This is a genomic window from Rhodopseudomonas sp. (assembly GCF_048594845.1).
Classification (GTDB): Bacteria; Pseudomonadota; Alphaproteobacteria; order Rhizobiales; family Xanthobacteraceae; genus Rhodopseudomonas.
This window is the reverse complement of record NZ_JBMDXE010000324.1, coordinates 1-20,287: the sequence shown is the minus strand read 5'-3', so window position 1 is coordinate 20,287 and position 20,287 is coordinate 1. Positions and strand designations below refer to the sequence as shown.

25 protein-coding genes are annotated in these 20,287 nt (G+C 66.3%); 15 read left to right on the top strand and 10 right to left on the bottom strand.

The annotated features are described in order from the left end of the window. Nucleotides 1–93 precede the first annotated feature (93 nt). The 6 genes from ACOJTD_RS21750 (at nt 94) to ACOJTD_RS21725 (ending at nt 4,540) form a co-directional block, all read left to right on the top strand. Nucleotides 94–378, top strand: coding sequence for an antitoxin MazE family protein (locus ACOJTD_RS21750; protein ID WP_420134942.1), 285 nt, complete (start codon nt 94–96; stop codon nt 376–378). Then, entirely contained in the window at nt 375–698 is a 324-nt protein-coding gene (locus tag ACOJTD_RS21745; RefSeq protein WP_420134941.1) for a type II toxin-antitoxin system PemK/MazF family toxin, read from the top strand. The genes ACOJTD_RS21750 and ACOJTD_RS21745 overlap by 4 nt, the downstream gene beginning before the upstream one ends. 78 nt (nt 699–776) lie before the next feature. Continuing rightward, nucleotides 777–1,811, top strand: coding sequence for a class I fructose-bisphosphate aldolase (locus ACOJTD_RS21740; protein WP_420134940.1), 1,035 nt, complete (start codon nt 777–779; stop codon nt 1,809–1,811). A gap of 5 nt (nt 1,812–1,816) precedes the next feature. Next, nucleotides 1,817–2,497: a thiamine phosphate synthase gene (locus ACOJTD_RS21735; protein ID WP_420134939.1), complete on the top strand. Its 681-nt coding sequence runs from the start codon at nt 1,817–1,819 to the stop codon at nt 2,495–2,497. Between the two features lie 3 nt (nt 2,498–2,500). After that, nucleotides 2,501–3,619: a tetratricopeptide repeat protein gene (locus ACOJTD_RS21730; protein WP_420134938.1), complete on the top strand. Its 1,119-nt coding sequence runs from the start codon at nt 2,501–2,503 to the stop codon at nt 3,617–3,619. Between the two features lie 132 nt (nt 3,620–3,751). Further along, entirely contained in the window at nt 3,752–4,540 is a 789-nt protein-coding gene (locus ACOJTD_RS21725; protein WP_420134937.1) for an inositol monophosphatase family protein, read from the top strand. Nucleotides 4,541–4,588: 48 nt separating this feature from the next. Here the strand turns inward: ACOJTD_RS21725 and ACOJTD_RS21720 are convergent, their stop codons facing one another. The 4 genes from ACOJTD_RS21720 to ubiT all read right to left on the bottom strand — a co-directional run bounded on the left by ACOJTD_RS21720 (nt 4,589) and on the right by ubiT (nt 9,249). Beyond that, nucleotides 4,589–6,256 (bottom strand): methyl-accepting chemotaxis protein, encoded by a 1,668-nt coding sequence (locus ACOJTD_RS21720; RefSeq protein ID WP_420134936.1) that lies wholly within the window; start codon nt 6,254–6,256, stop codon nt 4,589–4,591. A 473-nt stretch (nt 6,257–6,729) separates the two neighbouring features. Next, nucleotides 6,730–7,650, bottom strand: coding sequence for a U32 family peptidase (locus ACOJTD_RS21715; protein ID WP_420134935.1), 921 nt, complete (start codon nt 7,648–7,650; stop codon nt 6,730–6,732). A gap of 72 nt (nt 7,651–7,722) precedes the next feature. Further along, nucleotides 7,723–8,700, bottom strand: a complete 978-nt coding sequence (ubiU, locus tag ACOJTD_RS21710; RefSeq protein WP_420134934.1) for a ubiquinone anaerobic biosynthesis protein UbiU — start codon at nt 8,698–8,700, stop codon at nt 7,723–7,725. Between the two features lie 3 nt (nt 8,701–8,703). Next, entirely contained in the window at nt 8,704–9,249 is a 546-nt protein-coding gene (gene ubiT / locus ACOJTD_RS21705; RefSeq protein ID WP_420134933.1) for a ubiquinone anaerobic biosynthesis accessory factor UbiT, read from the bottom strand. Nucleotides 9,250–9,363: 114 nt separating this feature from the next. On the opposite strand from ubiT, the gene ACOJTD_RS21700 reads away from it, so the two are divergent. After that, nucleotides 9,364–10,902, top strand: coding sequence for a UbiD family decarboxylase (locus tag ACOJTD_RS21700; protein WP_420134932.1), 1,539 nt, complete (start codon nt 9,364–9,366; stop codon nt 10,900–10,902). Continuing rightward, on the top strand, nt 10,899–11,501 hold the full coding sequence (locus ACOJTD_RS21695) for a UbiX family flavin prenyltransferase (protein ID WP_420134931.1): 603 nt from the start codon (nt 10,899–10,901) through the stop codon (nt 11,499–11,501). Before ACOJTD_RS21700 ends, ACOJTD_RS21695 begins: the two co-directional genes overlap by 4 nt. Before the next feature lie 250 nt (nt 11,502–11,751). On the opposite strand, the gene ACOJTD_RS21690 is transcribed toward ACOJTD_RS21695, so the two are convergent. Next, nucleotides 11,752–12,330, bottom strand: a complete 579-nt coding sequence (locus ACOJTD_RS21690; protein ID WP_420134930.1) for a hypothetical protein — start codon at nt 12,328–12,330, stop codon at nt 11,752–11,754. A 77-nt stretch (nt 12,331–12,407) separates the two neighbouring features. On the opposite strand from ACOJTD_RS21690, the gene ACOJTD_RS21685 reads away from it, so the two are divergent. Together ACOJTD_RS21685 and ACOJTD_RS21680 are read left to right on the top strand one after the other, a co-directional pair. Continuing rightward, on the top strand, nt 12,408–12,986 hold the full coding sequence (locus ACOJTD_RS21685; protein ID WP_420134929.1) for a DUF2975 domain-containing protein: 579 nt from the start codon (nt 12,408–12,410) through the stop codon (nt 12,984–12,986). A gap of 3 nt (nt 12,987–12,989) precedes the next feature. Continuing rightward, nucleotides 12,990–13,205: a helix-turn-helix domain-containing protein gene (locus ACOJTD_RS21680; protein WP_420134928.1), complete on the top strand. Its 216-nt coding sequence runs from the start codon at nt 12,990–12,992 to the stop codon at nt 13,203–13,205. Between the two features lie 91 nt (nt 13,206–13,296). On the opposite strand, the gene ACOJTD_RS21675 is transcribed toward ACOJTD_RS21680, so the two are convergent. From ACOJTD_RS21675 to ACOJTD_RS21660, 4 genes are all read right to left on the bottom strand, one after another. Beyond that, complete coding sequence (locus ACOJTD_RS21675) at nt 13,297–13,491, bottom strand: hypothetical protein (protein WP_378387654.1); 195 nt, start codon at nt 13,489–13,491, stop codon at nt 13,297–13,299. A gap of 77 nt (nt 13,492–13,568) precedes the next feature. Further along, nucleotides 13,569–13,772, bottom strand: a complete 204-nt coding sequence (locus tag ACOJTD_RS21670) for a hypothetical protein (protein ID WP_420134927.1) — start codon at nt 13,770–13,772, stop codon at nt 13,569–13,571. A 237-nt stretch (nt 13,773–14,009) separates the two neighbouring features. Continuing rightward, nucleotides 14,010–15,035 (bottom strand): class I SAM-dependent methyltransferase, encoded by a 1,026-nt coding sequence (locus ACOJTD_RS21665; RefSeq protein ID WP_420134926.1) that lies wholly within the window; start codon nt 15,033–15,035, stop codon nt 14,010–14,012. Nucleotides 15,036–15,043: 8 nt separating this feature from the next. Then, complete coding sequence (locus ACOJTD_RS21660) at nt 15,044–15,856, bottom strand: DUF1295 domain-containing protein (RefSeq protein WP_420134925.1); 813 nt, start codon at nt 15,854–15,856, stop codon at nt 15,044–15,046. Nucleotides 15,857–16,046: 190 nt separating this feature from the next. On the opposite strand from ACOJTD_RS21660, the gene ACOJTD_RS21655 reads away from it, so the two are divergent. From ACOJTD_RS21655 to ACOJTD_RS21635, 5 genes are all read left to right on the top strand, one after another. Then, complete coding sequence (locus tag ACOJTD_RS21655; protein WP_420134924.1) at nt 16,047–17,045, top strand: flagellar motor protein MotA; 999 nt, start codon at nt 16,047–16,049, stop codon at nt 17,043–17,045. Beyond that, nucleotides 17,045–18,070, top strand: a complete 1,026-nt coding sequence (locus tag ACOJTD_RS21650) for a peptidoglycan -binding protein (RefSeq protein WP_420134923.1) — start codon at nt 17,045–17,047, stop codon at nt 18,068–18,070. Before ACOJTD_RS21655 ends, ACOJTD_RS21650 begins: the two co-directional genes overlap by 1 nt. A 109-nt stretch (nt 18,071–18,179) precedes the next feature. After that, complete coding sequence (locus ACOJTD_RS21645; protein WP_420134922.1) at nt 18,180–18,626, top strand: GNAT family N-acetyltransferase; 447 nt, start codon at nt 18,180–18,182, stop codon at nt 18,624–18,626. 37 nt (nt 18,627–18,663) lie between these two features. Next, entirely contained in the window at nt 18,664–18,891 is a 228-nt protein-coding gene (locus ACOJTD_RS21640; RefSeq protein ID WP_420134921.1) for a hypothetical protein, read from the top strand. Continuing rightward, nucleotides 18,888–19,181, top strand: coding sequence for a type II toxin-antitoxin system RelE/ParE family toxin (locus tag ACOJTD_RS21635; RefSeq protein ID WP_420134920.1), 294 nt, complete (start codon nt 18,888–18,890; stop codon nt 19,179–19,181). Before ACOJTD_RS21640 ends, ACOJTD_RS21635 begins: the two co-directional genes overlap by 4 nt. 5 nt (nt 19,182–19,186) lie before the next feature. On the opposite strand, the gene ACOJTD_RS21630 is transcribed toward ACOJTD_RS21635, so the two are convergent. Continuing rightward, nucleotides 19,187–20,287 (bottom strand): ATP-binding cassette domain-containing protein (locus ACOJTD_RS21630; RefSeq protein ID WP_420134919.1); only part of this gene is annotated, 1,101 nt, incomplete at its 5' end.

The following is a 20,287-nucleotide window of genomic DNA, read 5'->3' as shown; positions in this document are numbered from 1 at the left end:
GGCTCGCGGCCGGCGCCTCCGCGCCGGCTTGCGAGCCCGCCTTCCGGGGCCTATGTTGCGTTACATGTAACGCTTCGGATGGAGGCAGTCCCGATGGACAGGAAGGTCGACAAGCCGGCCACCGGCAAGCGCACGGCCGCTAAGGCCCAGCGTGCCGACAAGCCGCGCAGCCTCAGCGCCGAACGCGTCCGCCGTCACCGCGAGAAGATGAAGGCGATGGGGCTGAAGCCAGCGACGATCTGGGTTCCCGAGAACTACAAGTCGGCGGAATGGAAGGCCGAGATCAAGCGGCAGTGCCAATTGATCGCGAACGATCCTCACGAGCAGCAGATTCTCGCCGAAATTGAAGACTGGTACGATCCAGAAGGCTGGAAGTGACCCGAGGCGACATCGTTCTGGTCGCCATGCAAGGCGACTATGGCAAGCCCAGACCCGCTGTTGTTGTCCAGAACGAGGATTTCGATGAAGTCCCCTCGATCGTGGTCTTACCGCTCACCACAGAATTGCGCGATATCGACGTGATCCGCGTTTCAGTCGAGCCGGCCCCGGATAACGGCCTCCGGCATCTGTCTCAGATCATGGTGGACAAGATCACGGCAGTCGCACCTCACCGAATCCGTTCACGCATCGGCCGCCTCTCCCCCGAAGACATCTCCGCGGTCAATCGCGCCCTCGCCATTTTCCTGGGCATTGTCTAAGACCCTCATCTCGGCTTTCGTCTAAGACCCTGTCCGCTGCCTTCCAACCAACAAAAACACCTCATAGGAGAGACGTTGATGAACCTCGCCGACCTCAACAAGATTGCCCGGGCGATGGTCGCGCCCGGCAAGGGCATCCTTGCGGCCGACGAATCCTCCGGGACCATCAAGAAGCGGTTCGACGTGATCGGCGTCGAGTCCACCGAAACCAACCGCCGCGACTATCGCGAGATGATGTTCCGCTCCAAAGAGGCCATGAGCGAGTACATCTCCGGCGTCATCCTGTACGACGAAACCATCTGGCAGAACGCCGCCGACGGCACGCCGCTGGTCAAGCTGATCGAGCAGTCCGGCTCCATCCCCGGCATCAAGGTCGATGAAGGCACCCAGAAGCTGCCGGGCTGCCCGGGCGAACTGATCACCGTCGGTCTCGACAAGCTCGCCGAGCGTCTCGACAAGTACTACAAGCAGGGCGCGCGCTTCGCGAAATGGCGCGCGGTGATCGATATCGATTCCGCGAGCGGCGTTCCGACCCACACGGCGATCATGACCAACGCGCACGCGCTGGCGCGCTACGCCGCGCTGTGCCAGCAGGCCCAGATCGTGCCGATCGTCGAGCCGGAAGTGCTGATGGACGGCGCCCACGACATCGACACCTGCTACAACGTCACCGAGTGGGTGCTGAAAGAAACCTTCCAGCAGCTCTACTTCCAGCGCGTCGCGCTCGAGGGCATGATCCTGAAGCCCAACATGGCGATCGCCGGCAAGAAGTCGTCCAAGCAGGCTTCGGTTCAGGAAGTCGCCGAGAAGACCGTCAAGCTGCTGAAGTCGTGTGTGCCGTCGGCGGTGCCGGGCATCGCGTTCCTGTCGGGCGGCCAGTCCGACGAGGAAGCCACCGCGCATCTCGACGCCATGAACAAGATCGGCGGCCTGCCCTGGGGCCTGACGTTCTCCTACGGCCGCGCCCTGCAGGCCGCGCCGCAGAAGGCGTGGTCGGGCAAGGTCGACAATGTCGCGGCCGGCCAGGCCGCGTTCACCCATCGGGCCAAGATGAATTCGCTCGCCAGCAAGGGCGAGTGGAGCTCGTCGCTCGAAAGCAAGAAAGCCGCATAGCCTCGATGGCCGCCAAGCCTGCCCCGCCTCGTCCGGCGCCGCGTCTCTACCTCGCGACGCCGGTGCTCGCTGATCCCGCTCCCCTGCTCGCGGTGCTGCCGCGCCTGCTCGCCGCTGCCGATATCGCGGCGGTGCTGCTGCGGCTCGCACCATCCGATCCGAGGACGTTGATCACGCGCACCAAGGCGGTGGCGGGCGTGGTGCAGGCGGGCGGCGCCGCGCTGCTCCTGGAGAGCCATGCCGACCTGGTGGCACGCGGCGGCGCCGACGGGGCCCACCTGACCGGCCTCGGCGAAATGAAGGAATGGCTGCCGCAATTGCAGCCGTCGCGGATCGCCGGCGTCGGCGGCCTGCCGACCCGCCACGATTCCATGATGGCCGGCGAAGCCGGCGCCGACTACGTGCTGTTCGGCGAACCGGCCGACGACGGCACCCGGCCGTCGTCCGATGCGATCGCCGAGCGGCTGAACTGGTGGGCCGAGCTGTTCGAGCCGCCTTGCGTCGTCTACGCGCTGTCGCGCGACGAGGTCGAGGAATTCGCGGCGGCCGGCGCCGATTTCGTGCTGGTCGGCGACCTCGTCTGGGCCGAACCCGGCGCTGAGGCGGCTGTCCTGGCGGACGCGGAAGCGGCGCTGAAGCGGGGCTATGCGGCGGCCGCCGAAGCGGCCCCAGCCTCGCGGGGATGATCGATGAAATCGCTGCGCCCGATCTCGCTTGCCGCGACCGTGCTGCTGTTCGCCACCACGGCGTCGGCGCAACTGTCGCTGACGCCGCCGCCGCCCAATCCGTTTCCGAAGCCGATCGAGCCGGAGAAGCCGAAGCCCAAGCCGGCTCCCGCGCCCAAAGCCGCCGCCAAGCCCGCTGCGGCGCCCGCCGATAAGGACAAGGCCAAGAAGCCCGCCGCCGACAAGGGCGGCCCTGCCAAGCCCGGCACGCCCGCGGAGGGGGCCGATGCAGCCGCGGACGACCCCAATGTCGATCTGGTGTACGGCGCCTATCAGCGCGGCTTCTACAAGACCGCGTTCGACCTGGCGATGAAGCGCGCCCAGGAGCAGGGCGACCCCAAGGCGATGACCATGCTGGGCGAACTCTACGCCAACGCGCTCGGCACCAAGCGCGACTACAACAAGGCGGTGGAATGGTACAGGCGCGCCGCCGATCTGGGCGACCGCGAGGCGATGTTCGCGCTGGCGATGGCCCGCATGGCGGGACGCGGCGGCGGGCCAGCCAATCGCGAGGAAGCCGCCAAATGGCTGGCGTCCTCAGCCAAGCTCGGCGAGCCCAAGGCGGCCTATAATCTGGCGCTGCTGTATCTCGACGGCCAGACCTTCCCGCAGGACCTCAAGCGCGCCGCCGAGCTGCTGCGGGTGGCGGCCGATGCCGGCAATCCCGAGGCGCAATATGCGCTGGCGACCTTCTACAAGGAGGGCACCGGCGTCGAGAAGAACATCGAGCAGTCGGTGCGGCTGCTGCAGGCCGCCTCGGTCGCCGGCAACGTCGCCGCCGAGGTCGAATATGCCATCGCGCTGTACAACGGCACCGGCACGCCGAAGAACGAGGTCGCGGCGGTGGCGCTGCTGCGCAAGGCCGCGCAGGCCAACAATCCGATCGCCCAGAACCGCCTCGCCCATGTGCTGTTCAGCGGCCAGGGCGCGCCGCGCGATCCGGTCGAGGCCATCAAATGGCATCTGGTGGCCAAGACCTCCGGCAAGGGCGACCTGATGCTCGACGAAGCCCAGGCCCAGCTGAGCCCCGAGGACCGCGCCAAGGCCCAGGACGCCGCCCGCAAATGGCTCGGCGCCAAATGATCAGGCGTCCCCGCACCTGATCCGGCGTGTCATCGAGGCTTGACGGCGCGGCCCGCGCAGGGCACCCCTTCGGCCCGTCCATCCCCCGCAAATTCCTCTGTCAGACCTGCCGCAGGTCGTTTCGAGACCGCCATGATCCCTTCCGCTCTCATCAACGTCATGGTCAAGGCCGCGCGCCGCGCCGGCCGCAGCCTCAAGCGCGATTTCGGCGAGCTCGAGAACCTGCAGGTGTCGCTCAAGGGGCCGGCGAACTTCGTGTCGAAGGCCGACAAGCGCGCCGAAGAGATGCTGTATGACGACCTCGCCAAGGCGCGGCCCGGCTACGGCTTCCTCGGCGAGGAAGGCGGCTCCCGCGAAGGCAGCGACAAGAGCCACACCTGGATCGTCGATCCGCTCGACGGCACCACCAACTTCCTGCACGGCATCCCGCACTTCGCGATCTCGATCGGCCTCGTGCGCGAGGACGTTCCGATCGCGGGCGTGATCTACAATCCGGCCAACGAAGAGCTGTACATCGCCGAGCGCGGCAAGGGCGCATTCCTCAACGACTCCCGACTGCGCGTCGCCGGCCGCCGCGAGCTGCACGACTGCGTCATCGCCTGCGGCCTGCCACATATCGGCCGCGGCGACTTCGCTCAGAACCAGCGCGAGATGCTGGCGCTGCAGCCCAAGGTCGCCGGCCTGCGCCGCTTCGGCACCGCCTCGCTCGACCTCGCGGCCGTCGCCGCCGGCCGGTTCGACGGTTACTGGGAACGCAACCTGTCGCCGTGGGACATCGCGGCCGGCATCGTGATGATCCGCGAAGCGGGCGGCACCGTCGGCGACATCAACGGCGGCGACGTGCTGAAGACCGGCGACATCGTCGCCGGCAACGAGGTCATCCACGGCACGCTGGCGCGGATTCTGAAGCCGCTGAGCTGACGAGCGAGACGGACCGCTAAAGCGGCCCGCCAGCGCCGCCGGACGGCGTCAGGCCGCCCGGATCGTGTTCAGGAACTTGCCGACCTGCTGCTTCAGGAGGTTGCGGTCGCGCGACAGCGACTTGGCCGCCGACAGCACCTGGGCGGAAGCCGAGCCGGTTTCGCCGGCGCCGCGCTGAACGTCGGAGACGTTCGACGACACCCGCTGGGTGCCCATCGCAGCCTGCTGAACGTTGCGGGAAATCTCCTGCGTGGCGGCCCCCTGCTCCTCGACCGCCGACGCGATGGTCGAGGCGATCTCCGACATCTGGCTGATGGTGAGGCTGATTTCCTTGATGGCGTTGACCGACTCGCCGGTCGCCGCCTGCATGCCGCTGATCTGCTGGCTGATCTCGCCGGTCGCCTTGGCGGTCTGCTCGGCCAGCGCCTTGACCTCCGAAGCCACCACGGCGAAGCCGCGGCCAGCCTCGCCGGCCCGAGCCGCCTCGATCGTGGCGTTCAGGGCCAGCAGGTTGGTCTGGCCGGCGATGTTGTTGATCAGTTCGATGACATCGCCGATCCGGTTGGCGGCCGATGCGAGCTGACCGATCTGCGAGTTGGTCTTTTCCGCCTGAGCCACCGCGGCTCCGGCGATCTGCGCCGAGGCCTGGACCTGGCGGCTGATCTCGGTGATCGACGAGGCCATTTCCTCGGTGGCGGAGGCTACCGACTGGACGTTGGTCGAGGCTTCGTCGGACGCCGACGTGACCTCGGTGGCGATCTGGAGCGAGCGATCGGCCGTGGTCGTGAGCGTGCCGGCCGAGGCTTCGAGCTCGGTGGCGGCGGATGACACGGTCTCGATGATCTCGCCGACCGCCCCCTCGAAATTGTCCGCCAGCGCCAGCAGTTCCTGCTTCCGCTGCTCGGCTGCGATGTGCTCCTGCCGCGCCTTGGCCTCGGCCTCCTCGCGTGCCTTCAGCTCGGCGTTCTCGCGGATCCGTGTGACGTTGCGCGCCATGTCGCCGATTTCGTCGCCGCGGCCGGCGCCCGGGATCACGATGTCGAGCTGGCCGCCGGCCATCCGGCCGAGCGCGCCGTTGAGACCGGTCAGGCCGCGGGCGACCCAGAAGATCACGAACAGGATCGCCGCAATGCCGATGGCGACCGCGACCGTGCTGACGATGACCATCATGTACCAGGCTTCGTCGAACCCGGTCTTGGCCGCGACCGTCGCATTGGCCGCGCCGTTATTGTTGAAGTCGACGTCGGCATCGAGCGCCTTCAGCGCCGCGTCGAACAGCGGCCGAGACCTCGCGTCATCGACATTGATGAAGTTCGCGGGACCGACCTCCATCACCTTGCGCTGCTCGTCGAGATAGGCCTTCCATTTCGCCGAGAAGTCGTCCCAGAGCTTTCGCTCCTCCGGACCGGTGATCAGCTGAGCATATTGCTTGGACAGGTTGTCGACCGTCGCGAGGCGGTCATCCAGGATCTTGCCGAGCCGGTCCTGCGACTGCGCATCGCCCAGAGCTTGCCGGAACACGCTCAGCCGCGCGCGGGTGACCGCATATTTGAGCTGGCCGAGCACCTTGACCGACGGCAGCCAGTTGACCGCGATATCTTCGGTCCGCGAATTGACCGCCTGGATCTTCATGACGGCGACGACACCTTGAACCGCCACAATCATCAGGAGCAGCGACACAATGGCGATCAGCGAGAATTTGAGAGTAAGGCGCATCGAACCCGGCTTATGCTTGGAATGATGCTTATCAAATGCGACATCAACGATTGAGGATCGGTGAAATTTTGACCTCGTACTAACACGTAGTCGCAATCACCAAGCGCGTTCAAAATTGACCGTTCCGGAGAAAGTGGGGCCGAACCGCTGTCGCGACACAGCAACTTCGCTGCCTCATGTCATGCACTGGTCACCGAGCTGGCCCCCGCCCCCGGCGTTGCTGCCAGGCTTCGATCGGCTCCCCTAACTTCTGTGAGAAGACCTGGGACCTGGGACCTGGGAGGGCGCTTACGGATGATGGCGGAGCGGCGATACGCGACTGCGCGGCGGACAAGCCTTCGTAGCCTGCAAGCGCGGGCGCCCCTAAATCGCAAAGCCCAGCTTTAGCGCGCCGCCGCCCCTATCCTACGCCTTCGCGGAGGACGATGGCAGGCACTGTGGCGACGCCCATGGTGCTAATCAGTCCCGTGCGGTCACGCCGCCGGAACGATCCGTCGCACGTCACCGCTGTCGGTAATGAACGCGGCGCCCGGCTTGGAGAACAGGAAGCCGTTGGATTTGCGCAGCGGGTAGAGCTGCTCCACTTGCTGCCCGCCCTCGGCCGCGCTGATCTTGCCGTCGATCACGTCGCGGAACAGCTTCGCCAGCGCCACCATGTCGCATTGCTGCGGTGACAGCCGCAGGCTGCCGACACCGGCATCCTTCAGCTTGTCGATGTCGCCGAGCAAGCTGGCGCAGGTGTAGGACAGCGTCTGCACGCCGTTCATCGCCAGGAACGGCTCGTCGTCGAGCGTCGTCACGGCGAGGCCGTCGGGGTCCTGCTCGCAGACGAATTTGCAATTGTCCTTGGACAGCTTGTTGAGCCGGGCGTGATAGCAGCGCGCCGAGATCGCCAGCGGCACGCGGCCGAACGCGAACACTTCGAACGTCACTTCGGGCTGCGACCGCGCGATCGCGCGGATCGCCGACAGCGGCAATTCCGGCGGCAGGCAGATCCGCGTCGCGCCGCGCGTGGCGAAGTAACCGGCGGTCGCCTCGTTGTAGATGTTGACGAAAGGGCCGATCGCATGCGGCTTGCCGCCGAGCATGCCCAGGCAAGTGAGGTCGTTCACCTCCATCGGGAAGCTGTCATCGGCGGCGAGTTCGGCCATCGCCTTGCGCTCGCGCGGCAGCGACATCAGCGTCAGCGAGCCCATCAGCACGGCCTTGCCGGCGCCGGCGAGGCGCTCGACCACCGCGGGGATGTGCGGCTCGAGGAACGGCTGGCGCTTCGAGCACACCACCTCGCCGACCACCACGGTGTCGACCGGCGCTTCGTCGGCGATGCGGAAATAGAAATCGCGCCACTCCTCGGGCTTCCAGTTGTACAGCACCGGACCGAGCGTGAGTTGCATGGGAGTCGCCTCGTTGTGCATCGATCAAACGATCGCCGGCGCGGCGCGCCGGACGCGATCAGCGTTCGAGAGTTAGCGCCAGGTCTTCTTGTAGGCGCCGGTGGTGTTGGACTGGCCTTCGCTGAGGCCGCGCAGCGCGTCGACCGGCAGCGGCCGGCCCTCGTCGAGCGCACCGAGCACGTCCTTGAAGGTTTTCACCACGCGCTCGATATAGGCGCGACCGCGCTGGCGGCCTTCGATCTTCAGCGCCGCGACGCCCGCCGCACGCAGGTCCGGCAGCATCGTGGTGGCGTCGAGCGAGGCAGGATCCTCGAACAGATAGCCGCAGCCTTCGTCGGTCTGGTAGCGGCCCTTGCACAGCGTCGGATAGGCCGCTGCCTCGCCCTTGGCGAATTTGTTGATGGTGAACTCGCCGAGCCGCGACACCAGCGCTCCGTTTTGCTCGCGATACTGGATCGACGCCGCGGGCGAACACACGCCATCCATATTGGGCGACTTGCCGGTGGCGTAGGACGACAGCGAGCAGCGGCCTTCCTCCATCACGCACAGCCCGCCGAAGATGAACACTTCGGTCTCGCAGTTCACCTCCTTGGTGATCGCCGCGATTTCCTGCACGCTGAGCACGCGCGGCAGCACCACGCGCTTGGCGTTGAAGCTGTCGATGTAGAACCTGATCGAGTCGGCATTGGCGGCGGCTGCCTGCACCGAGACGTGCAGACGCTGCTGCGGATGCGTCCGCGCGCAATAGTCCATCACGCCGACGTCGGCGAGGATCACTGCGTCGGCGCCTGCCTCGACCGCATCGTCGACGGCGCGCTGCCACAGTTCGACATTGCCGGCACGCGCAAAGGTGTTGATCGCCACCAGCACGCTGGTGCCGTAGCGATGCGCATGGGCGATCGACTCCCGCATCTCCTGACGGCTGAAATTCAGCCCCGGAAAGTTGCGCGCATTGGTCTCGTCGTTGAAGCCGCAATAGATCGCGTCGGCGCCTGCCGCGACAGCGTCGTGCAGCGCGGCGGGCGTGCCGGCCGGACAGATCAGTTCCATAGTCTAACCTCCGCCTCCGACGCCCATCTCTTCGCGATAGGTCGGCTGCGCGCCCACCAGGCTGCGCAGAATTCGTTCGATCGGCGCCGCCAGCGGGCCGAACCACGCCACCGACTCCTTGAGGAAATCGACGCGCGAGTCGTCGATCGCGTTGCGCAGCGCCACCACGGCTTCCATGTCGCCGTCGACCTCGATGTCGCGCGAGAAGAACAGCGCGTCGCCGTCATAGGAGCCGTCGGTCATGCCGATCAGCGCCGACAACGGTCCGGCAATGCGCGCGTCGATATTGGACGGCAGCGTGCGCACCACGGTGACGCGCGGATTCATCCGCCGCGGCTCGAGCACGAAAGCGATCGGCAGATCGGTCGGCGCGAGGCCGTAGCGCTTGCCGGTGTGCGTGCCGAGACGATCGAAGATGCGGGGATGCCGACTGCGGATCTCCCGCAGGCAAATGCCGAGCAACACCTGCAGGGGCAACAGCGGCAGAACCCGCGTTGCGAGGGCAAGCGGCGCGGGCATCCTGGAGACGGACGAATTGGATACCGACATGAGCCACCTTATGAGGAACCATTCGTTTAAACGGTCTCGCCGGTACTTCTTTGCGCCTGATCAAAGACAGCTCCGATCGCAGATGCTGACCAGAGGTGTCCGCACGGAGACACCATGCTCAGCCGCGTCAAACCGCCCTTCCCGGACCTCCGCGCTTTCACCGCCTATCTGGAATCCCGCGGGCAACTGCACCGGATCCGCAAGCCGGTGTCGGTGGTCCACGACCTCACCGAAATTCATCGCCGCGTGCTGCACGCCGGCGGCCCGGCGCTGCTGATCGAACACCCGATCAAGGCCGACGGCACGCCGTCCCAGATGCCGATCCTGGTCAATCTGTTCGGCACTGTCGAACGCGTCGCGTGGGGGCTCGGCATCCTGCCGGAAAATCTGTCGCGGCTCGGCGAAGCCCTCGCCGAAATGCGCGAGCCGGCGCCGCCGCAGAGCCTCACCGATGCGCTGAGCAAATTGCCGATGGCCAAGGCCGCGCTGGCGATGCGGCCGAGGGTCGCCAAATCCGCATCGGTGCAGGAGGTGGTGCTGACCGGCGACGCAGTCGATCTCGGCCGGCTGCCAGTGCAGATTCCATGGTCGGGCGAGCCGGCGCCGCTGATCACTTGGGGGTTGGTCTTCACCAAGCCGGCGCCGGGAGTACACGGCACCGACAATGTCGGCGTGTATCGGATGCAGGTGCTCGGCAAGGACCGGCTGATCATGCGCTGGCTGGCGCATCGCGGCGGCGCCAAGCATCATCATCAGTGGAAGGCTGGCAATCGCGAGATGCCGGTCGCGATCGTGATCGGCGCCGATCCGTCGATGATCCTCTCCGCGGTGCTGCCGCTGCCGGAAACGGTGTCGGAGATCAAATTCGCCGGCCTCTTGAGCGGCGAGCGGCCGAGCCTGACGCCGTGCGTGTCGATCCCGCTGCAGGTGCCGGCCGACGCCGAGATCGTGCTGGAAGGCTTCGTGTCGCCGACCGAGACCGCGCCGGAAGGGCCGTATGGCGACCACACCGGCTACTACAACGCGGTCGACGAATTTCCGGTAATGCGGATCACCGCGATCACCATGCGGCGCAATCCGATCTACCTGTCGACCTACACGGGCCGGCCGCCGGACGAGCCGTCGCGGCTCGGCGAGGCGTTCAACGACGTCTTCCTGCCCGTGGCGCGGCGGCAGTTTCCGGAGATCGTCGATCTGTGGCTGCCGCCGGAAGCGTGCTCGTATCGGATCGCCGTGGCATCGATCAAGAAGCGCTATCCCGGCCAGGCGCGGCGGCTGATGATGGGGCTGTGGTCGATGCTGCCGCAGTTCAGCTATACCAAGCTCCTGATCATCGTCGACGACGATGTCGATGTCCGCGACTGGGCCGACGTGATGTGGGCGGTGTCGACACGCAGCGACACCTCGCGCGACATGGTGTCGATCAGCGACACCCCGATCGACTATCTGGACTTCGCCTCGCCGAAATCCGGCCTCGGCGGCAAGCTCGGGATCGACGCGACCAACAAGATCGGCACCGAAACCGACCGCGAATGGGGCAAGGTGCTGGAGATGGACAAGGACGTCATCGCGCGGGTCGATGCGATGTGGACCAGCCTCGGCCTCAGTCCCGCGCCGACGCCGAGCGCCGCGGCGCGCAGGCTGCTGCGATGAGCGCGCCGCGCCGCGTCATCGTCGGCATCAGCGGCGCGTCAGGCGCGGCGGTCGGGCTGCGCGTGGTCGAACTGCTCGCCACCACCGACTACGAAATTCATCTCGTGGTGTCGTCGGCCGCGGAGCGCACCATCGCCTACGAGATCGGGCCGAAGGCGCTCGACCATGTCACAGAGCTCGTACAGCGGCATCATGGCTTCGAAGACGTCGGCGCCAGCATCGCATCGGGCTCGTTTCGCACCGCCGGCATGATCGTGGCGCCGTGCTCGGTGCGCACGCTGTCGGCGATCGCCGGGGGCCAGCTCGACAATCTGCTGGTGCGGGCCGCCGATGTGCAGCTCAAGGAACGCCGCCGGCTGGTGCTGATGCTGCGCGAGACGCCGCTGCATCTGGGGCATATCCGCAGCATGGCGCAGGTCACCGAAATCGGCGGCATCGTCGCGCCGATCTCGCCGGCATTCTATCAGCGACCGCGCTCGATCAGCGAGATGATCGACCACATCGCGCTGCGCGCCATCGGCCTGCTCGGCCTCGACGACCTCGATCTCGCCGCGCCGGAATGGTCCGACGACACGCCTCCGACGTGTCCGAAGAGCTGAGCCCAAGTCGTCGAACTACCAACTCGCTTCGAAAGAGTCAGCCCCAGGCACAGCCTGCTCCTTCTCCCCGCGCGCGGGGAGAAGGGTGGGATGAGGGGGCCCTTCCACGCGGCCGAGCGCGGATGGCGGTCATCGGAACTTACAAACTAGCAGGTCGAGACGCTCAAACTCGTGGAGACGCCCCCTCACCCGCCCGGCTTCACCGGTCGACCTCTCCCCGCGCGCGGGTAGAGGTTATTCCGCCCTCGCATTAGCCGCACAACGGAATCCGCTCCGGGGCGGCTTCTTTCGGCATGTCCTTGCGCAGATCGACGTCGCGCGTCAGCGGGAAGAAGTCGCCGGTGCGCTCGGTTTTCAGATAGGTGGTGACCAGCGTCTTGGCCGGCAGCGCGCCGAGCCGGCACGCTTCGGCGCCGACGCCGATGGTGAGCGAGCCGCGCTCGCCCTTCGCCTTGTGGGCCGCCATCTCGTCGCGAACGGCGAGCAGCCGCGGCACGTCGGCCGGCGCGATCCGGAAGGCGTAGATCATGCTGTCGTTCGTCACTTCGCCGGCCAGCGACAACAGTTCGCCGGGGTCGTCCAGATCGGCCAGTACGAACGCCTGCTCGCTTTTCTCCGCGCCGACCGCCACGGTGACGCGCAGCGTCACGCGGCGCGGCCGCAGCCCTTGCGGCAGCCGCACGGCAATGCGCAGCGCGGCCGGGTCCGTAGCCGCCAGATCTGTACGCGCCAGCTTGACCATCGAAGTCACCGGAACCGAACTGCAGGCGGTCAGTGCGCAGAGCGCCATGGCGGCAGCAGCGGATTTGAACAGAGCAGGGAAGCGCATCACGCCATCCTATCTTGACGATGATAATTTATCGTTTTACGATAATTTCATGTCGAAATAGATGATGGAGCTTTCCGATGCAAGCACGAACATCTGCCGGCGCCCCGCTCGGTCTGGCTGACCCGGCGGCCGCCAGGCTGGTGCGGCTGTCGCGCGCGATGGAGTGGGTGACGACGATCGGGATCGTGCTGATCGTAGCTCTGATCGCCGCGGCCTTCCTGGTCCCGAGCTGGACCCGCAATCTCCTGCTGACGAAGCTCGGCGAAATCGGCGCGCGGCTACCGCTCGACTCCGGCAATCAGGCGCTGGCGGCGGTGATCATCGCCGTGCCGGTCGTGGTGATGCTGTGGGGGCTGGTCAATGTGCGGGCGCTGTTCGCCGAGTTTGCGCGCGGCCGGGTGTTCACCGCCGCGGCCGCAACCCACCTTCAGCGCTTCGGCATCGCCGTGCTGGCGCAGGGCCTGCTCGGCCCGGTCACCGCGACCGCTCTGGCCCTCGCGTTGTCGCTGAGCAATCCCGCCGGTCAGCGGATGCTGGTGCTGACCTTTTCAAGTAACGACTACGTCTCGGTGATCGTCGGCGGCGTCCTGATCGCGGTCGCGGCGGTGATGCGCGAGGCAACGCGGCTCGCCGACGAGAATGCGAGCTTCGTGTAATCGATGGCGATCGTCGTCAATCTCGACGTCATGCTGGCGAAGCGCAAGATGCGCTCGAAGGAGCTCGCCGAGCGCATCGGGATCACCGAGCAGAACGTCTCGTTGCTGAAATCCGGCAAGGTCAAGGGCATCCGCTTCGATACGCTGGAACGGATCTGCGCGGCGCTCGACTGCCAGCCGGGCGACATTCTCGAGTTCGTCGCTGATCGCGCCGAATAAAAAACCGGCACCCACCCGATCAGGTGGATGCCGGCAGATCTTGAACAGGGCAGATCGAACAGAATCAGGACGGATTCCTGAAAGCGCTGCCTCAGCGCATCTGTCCCGCGGCGAGATGCTCATGGGGCCGCCAGTCTTCGGCGGCGGCGTCCCAGTAATGCGCCTCGTCGAACCGCTTCCAGCGCGCGGTCTCGGACACCATCTCGCGTCCGCCATAGACCAGCGCGACGAGGCCGATCAGGCCGACCAGCACGTAGATCGCGGCGATCAATGCAACAATGGTCAAGGCTTCACCCTCACTGTCGTTGGTTGATGAGTTGCACCCGGATCACTCGCGGCGGGTGCTCCGCGCTTCATCGAAGCTCAGCTATTCGCCCAGGCGAACCAGCCGGACCGACGCGCCTGCATCGGCACGGACGCCGCCCGCACCATCGGCTCCGGCTGCCGCAATTGCGTCCGCCGGAACACGCGCTGGCGAATGTCGTCGAGAACCAGATACGCGATCAACGCGGGTGCGACGGCACAGGCCAGGAACAACACAAGCGAACCAAGCGAATCCAGATACACGCTACATCTCCTGCCGTTGTTGAGCCGGAAACCTAGACGCGAGTACCTCTGGCCGCATTGCGCCGGATCAATTCCGAACCGCAACAATGCCCCGATCCGGACCTAACAGATGATGTAGTTAGTTGATTGTTAATCGATTTTCCGCGCGCCCGCAACGCTGCGTTGAAATTCAACAGCTCGTGAGTAGCTCGTGCCGCACGCCGCGGCACAACATCGCAGGCTGGCGACGGCGAACGCCTAGACTGGCTTCAACCGGTAGTGGCTCACACCCCATTCGTCGCCGTCCGCAGAGCCGAACAGGCCGGAGGTCGCGAGGAAGAACCAGCGCCAGCGCCGCATCCAAAGCGCGGTGTCGTCACCATAGACCGGACGCAGGATGGTTGCGATCTCGGACTCGTGCTTGTCGAAATTCGTCAGCCAGTCCTCGGCGGTCCGCTGATAGTGCCGACCGCTCCAGCGCCACTGCTCATCGATGCTGAACAGGTCGCCGTATTGCCGGATCAGCTTGTGGCTCGGCATCACGCCGCCGGTGAAGAAGTGCTGCGCGATCCAGTCCTCGCGATCGGCGCGGTCGAACAGATAGGCGCCGCTGCGATGGGTGAAGATATGCATGAAGAACAGCCCGCCGGGATTGAGCCAGCCCCGGATCCAGCCGAGCAGCTTGCGCCAGTTCATCATGTGCTCGAACATCTCGACCGAGACGATGCGGTCAAACTTCTCGTGCGGCTCGAACGCGTTCATGTCGCAGGTGATCACCCGCAGATTGAGCAGGCCACGCGCCGCCGCCTCGCTCTCGATGTAGTGGCGCTGCGACGACGAGTTCGACACCGCGACGATGCGCGAGCTCGGCAGATGCCGGGCCATTGCCAGCGACAACGAGCCCCAGCCGCAGCCGAGTTCGAGCACAGACTGGCCGTCGCGCAGATCGGCGTGCTCCATCGTGATCCGCAGCGCTTCCTCTTCGGCCTGCGCCAGCGTGGTGTCGGCCTCGCGATAGAAGCACGACGAGTACTTGCGGTTCGGACCCAGCACCTTGCCGAAGAACGCCGCCGGCACCTCGTAGTGCTGCGCGTTCGCCGCATCGGTGTGTTCGGCCACAGCGCGCAACGCCATCTCGCGGGCGAAGGCGGCGTCGGCCGCCTCGTTGCCCTGCGCCAGCTTCAAGGCGGTCCGGGCGCACAGCCGCTGAATGCCGGCGCGGATCACCGCGTCCGGTAACGGCACGCGCTCTGCGACGCCGATAATGGAAGACACAAAGCTCATAGTCCAGCTTACCCTCCGGGCGGCAGCGGGAAGAACTTGCTGGTCCGCGCCTGATACGCCTTATAGCGCTCGCCGCGTGATTTGAGCATCTGTTCTTCGAGCGGCGGAATGCCGGTGACGTGGACCAGGATCCAGTACATGAACAGCGGCGCCAGCAGCGCCGCGAAGCCCCACGGATAGGACAAGGGATCGGCAAATATGATCGCGATCACCGGATAGCTGAGCCAACCGAACCACTGGAAGAAGTAGTTCGGATGCCGTGACCAGCGCCACAATCCGGCGTCGCAGACCTTGCCCTTGTTGGCGGGATTTTCCCGGAAAGCCTTGAGCTGCGAGTCGGCGAGCCCCTCGCCGGCGATACCGATGGCGAGGATCAAGAGGCCGAGCCAATCCTGCAACCGCAAAGGGCCTGCCGGCGCACGGGCGGCGACGAAGATCGCGAACACCAGCGGCACCGAGCCGTAGGCCTGCTGCTGCAGGAACACGAACATCTTCTTCGGCGCATCCGCCCCCCAGTCCTTGGCGAAGGCGGCGTAGCGCGGGTCGTCGGTGATGTGGCGGGTGCGCGCCGCGATATGCGAGCCGAGCCGCACCGACCAGGCGACCACCAGCGCCGCCACCAGCCACTGCCGCGTATTCGGCGCTGCTCCCTCCACCGGCCACAACGCCGCGGCGGCGCCGGTGAGGCCGAGCGAGAACGTCCAGATGGTGTCGACCCAGCCGGAGTTGCCGGTCTTCTGCTGCACCAGCCAGGCGCCGGCCATCAGCACGCCGAGCGCAATCGCGATCGCCACCAGAGCTTCGAGATACAAAGCCGTCATCGTAAGTCCTTCATGCCCGCGCCATGCAGCCGACATACGGTCGCGTGGAACGTCCGGTTTCACCAGCCGAACCAAGGCGGCGCGATGGTGCAGGAGTAGCGGAAAACCTCTGGTGAGACTTCCTTCCGCGCTGCACTGTGCCATATTGGTTGAAACAGCCGCTTCCGGCAAACCGGAGAACGAACGCGCGATGGCATCTGGCTCCTCTTCCCGCTCGGCGATGGAGATCGAACTCACCAAGCTGTCGTCGCCGCGGATCTTCCTGGTGCGGATGCTGGTCTTTCTGGTGCTGTGCGGGCTGGTCGCAGTCGTGCTGTACAAGCAGGCGATGGCGGCGTTCCTCGCCAATCCGGGGCTCAACGCGCTGATCCTGGCGGTGCTGGCGATCGGCATCGTGCTGGCGTTCCGGCAGGTGATCCGGCTGTATCCCGAAGTCGCCTGGGTCAATAATTTTCGGCTTGCCGATCCCGGCCTTGCACTCGACCGCCGGCCGACGCTGCTGGCGCCGATGGCCGCGATCCTGGGCGGTGAGCGCAGCGGCCGCATCTCGATCTCGCCGCAGATCATGCGGCATCTGCTCGACTCCATCGCCACGCGGCTCGACGAGGCGCGCGACATCTCGCGCTACATGACCGGCCTGTTGGTGTTCCTCGGCCTGCTCGGCACGTTCTGGGGCCTGATCGAAACCGTCGGCTCGATCGGCGGGGTGATCGGCGGACTGAAGGTGACAGGCGATGCCGGTTCGCTGTTCGACACGCTGAAGGAAGGCCTCGCCGCGCCGCTCGGCGGCATGGGCATCTCGTTCTCGTCGTCGCTGTTCGGCCTCGCCGGCTCGCTGATCCTCGGCTTCCTCGACCTGCAATCGAGCCAGGCGCAGAACCGCTTTTATACCGACCTCGAAGACTGGCTCGCCTCGACGGTGCGCGGCGCCGCGCCCGAGGGCACGATGGCCGGCAGCGCGGAGTTGCAGACCGCGATCGAGCGGCTGCGGCTGACGATGGAAGACGGCGGCGCCAACCGCGCCACCACGGCCGCGATGGCCAATCTCGCCGACGCGATCCAGAACCTCGTCGCTCACATGCGCAACGAGCAGCAGATGATCCGCGAATGGGCCGACGCCCAGGGCGAGCAGAACCGCGAGATCAAGGAACTGCTGGCCACGCTGGTGCGCCAGCGGGAGAAGAGCTGATGGCGCTCGGGCGCGGGCGGCGGCAGGAGGTCGGGTTCAACTACTGGCCGGGCTTCGTCGACGCGCTGTCGACGCTGATCCTCGGCATCGTGTTCCTGCTGTCGGTGTTTCTCGTCGTGCAGTTCTTCCTGTCACAGGAAGTCACCGGCAAAGACAAGGCGCTGCAGGAACTGAATGCCCGGATCGCCCAGCTCAACGACCTGCTGTCGCTGGAGAAGCTCGGCAAGCTGAACCTCGAGGAGCAGCTGTCGCAGGTTCGCGCCGGCCTCACCGCGGCGGAGGGCGAGCGCGACCGGGTGAAGAGCCTGTATGACGGCCTCGCGGGCGCCGGCAATGATGCAGCCGGCCGCGCCGGCGAACTCGGCAAGGCGCTCGACTCCGAGAAGCAGATTTCGGCGCGGGCGCTGGCGCAGGTCGAGGTGCTGAACCAGCAGATCGCCGCGCTGCGCCGCCAGCTCGCGGCGCTCGAGGAAGCGCTCGATGCGTCCGAGAAGCGCGACAAGGAATCCCAGGGCCGCATCGCCGATCTCGGCCAGCGCCTGAACGTCGCGCTGGCGCAGCGGGTGCAGGAGCTGTCGCGCTATCGCTCGGAATTCTTCGGCCGGCTGCGCGCCATCCTCGGCGACCGCCCCGATATCCGCATCGTCGGCGATCGTTTCGTGTTTCAGTCCGAGGTGTTCTTCGACACCGGCCAGGCGGTGCTGCTGCCCGAAGGCCGCGCCGAGCTCGACAAGGTGGCGCAGGCGCTGATCGAGATCGGCAAGAAGATTCCCGAGGAGATCCCGTGGGTGATCCGCGTCGACGGCCACACCGACAAGCGGCCGATCACCGGCGTTTTCAAGTCGAACTGGGAACTGTCCAGCGCCCGCGCCATCGCGGTGGTGCAATATCTGATCACGCTCGGTGTGCCGGCGCAGCGCCTGCTCGCCGCCGGCTTCGCCGAATTCCAGCCGCTCGACACCGCCAACACCGAAGACGCCTTCAAGCGCAACCGCCGCATCGAGCTGAAGCTGACGGAGCGGTGAGTCATCGCTGTTATCAAAGCGTCATGGCCGGGCTTGACCCGGCCTTCCATCCGACGAATGCTTCCGACAAGTTGCCCGGTTCAAGTCCAGGCATGACGAATGAGCCCGGATGACCACCGCCTTCACGCTCCGCCCCTATCGCAACGACGACGAAGACGCCGCGATCGGCCTGTGGCTGCGCACCTGGCGGCTGGCTTATCCGGCGATCGACTTCGACAAGCGCGTCGACTGGTGGCGCGAACGCTGGCGCACTGAGCTGGTCCCCAAGGCCGAGATCATCGTCGCTGAAAACAGCGGCGGCATGATCGGCTTCGTGACGATCGACACCGCCGGCTATCTCGATCAACTCGTGGTCGAGCCGGAACATTGGGGCTGGGGCGTTGCCGAAGCGCTGGTCGACGAGGTCAAGCTGCGCTCGCCGCGCGAGGTGACGCTGAAGGTCAACGCCGACAACTACCGAGCCATCAAGTTCTACCGCCGCCACGGCTTCGCCGTCACCGGCGAAGAAACCAACAGCTCCGGCCGCCCGGTGCTGAACATGCTGTGGCGGCCCTGATCTTTCGCCGCCGCGCAAAACTAGCTACATTGCGCCGATGACAACGTTGCTCGATCAGGCGCTGGAGATGGCCCGCAGTCTGCCTGCGGAGGAGCAGGACGACATCGCCCGGCTAGTCATGCAGCTTGCGAGCCGAGACGTCGCGACGGTTTCATTGTCGGACGACGAACGCTCGGCGATCCAGCGATCGAAAGCCGCAGCAGTCCGCGGCGAATTTGCGACGGACGAACAGATCCGCGCGGTGTGGGCCAAGCACGGGCTGTGAGGCTGCGCTTCACAGCCCCGGCCCTTGCCGATCTCGCCTCGATTCTCGATTACTTGGCAGAACAGTCGCCGCAGGGAGCCCGCCGCGTCCAGGCGCGCATCCGGACCATGATCGGGCTGTTACCAGACCATCCGCAGATCGGCGTCCGAGCTACCGATCCCACAATCCGGCGGCTGGTAACCAGCCCCTATCCCTATCTCGTTTTCTACGAGATCGCTGCGAGCGAGATCATTATCCACGCGGTTCGTCACGCCGCCCGAAATCCGGACCAGCCGACGCGCTCGGAATAGCAGCGCTAAGCCGCCTCGAACTGCAGCTTCGCCAGCCGTGCGTAGAGCCCGCCGCGGGCGACGAGCTGGGCGTGGGTGCCTTGTTCGACAATGCGGCCGTGTTCCATGACCAGGATGCGGTCGCAGGACAGCACGGTGGCAAGGCGATGGGCGATCACCAGGGTGGTGCGGTCCCGCATCAGACCCTGCAGGGCGGTTTGTACCAACGTCTCGCTCTCGGCATCGAGCGACGAAGTCGCTTCGTCGAGCAGCAGCAGCGGGGCGTCGCGTAAAATGGCGCGGGCTATGGCGATGCGCTGGCGCTGGCCGCCCGACAGCATCACGCCGCGCTCGCCGAGCTTGGTGTCGAAGCCGTCCGGCAGGCGGTGGATGAACTCGGTGGCGTGGGCCTGCTGGGCGGCGCGCTCGACGTCCGCGTCGCTGGCCTCGTCCCGGCCGAAGCGAATGTTGTCGCGGGCCGAGGCGGCGAACACCACCGAGTCCTGCGGGACCAGCGCCATGCGCTCGCGCACCGCCTGCGGATCGGCCTCGGTAATCGGCACGCCGTCCAGCGAGATCTTGCCGGCGACCGGATCGTAGAACCGCAGCAGCAGGTGGAACAGCGTGCTCTTGCCGGCGCCCGAGGGGCCGACGATCGCAACCTTCTCGCCGGCTTTGATCGAGAGCGTTAGGCCGTTCAGCGCCAAATAGTCCGGCCGGGTCGGATAGGCGAAGCTGACATTGTCGAACGCCACATCGCCGCGCACCGGCAGCGGCAGCTCGCGCGGCTTGGCGGGTGCGGCAATCTCCGGCTTGACGCGCAGGATCTCGAACAGCCGCTCGGCAGCGCCGGACGCGGCAGATACTTCGCCCCAGACTTCGCTGAGCTGGCCGAGGCTGGAGGCCGCGAACGCTGCATAGAGGATGAACTGGCCGAGCCGGCCCGGCGTCATCGTGCCGTTGGCGACGTCGTGCGAGCCGACCCACAGGATTGCCACGACGCTGGCGAACACGATGAAGATGATGATGGCGGTGAGGATTGCGCGCGCCTGGGTCGAGCTGCGCGCCGCCTCGTAGGACTGCTCGACCTCGACGCCGAACCGGGCATTAGCGAGCTTCTCGTTGGT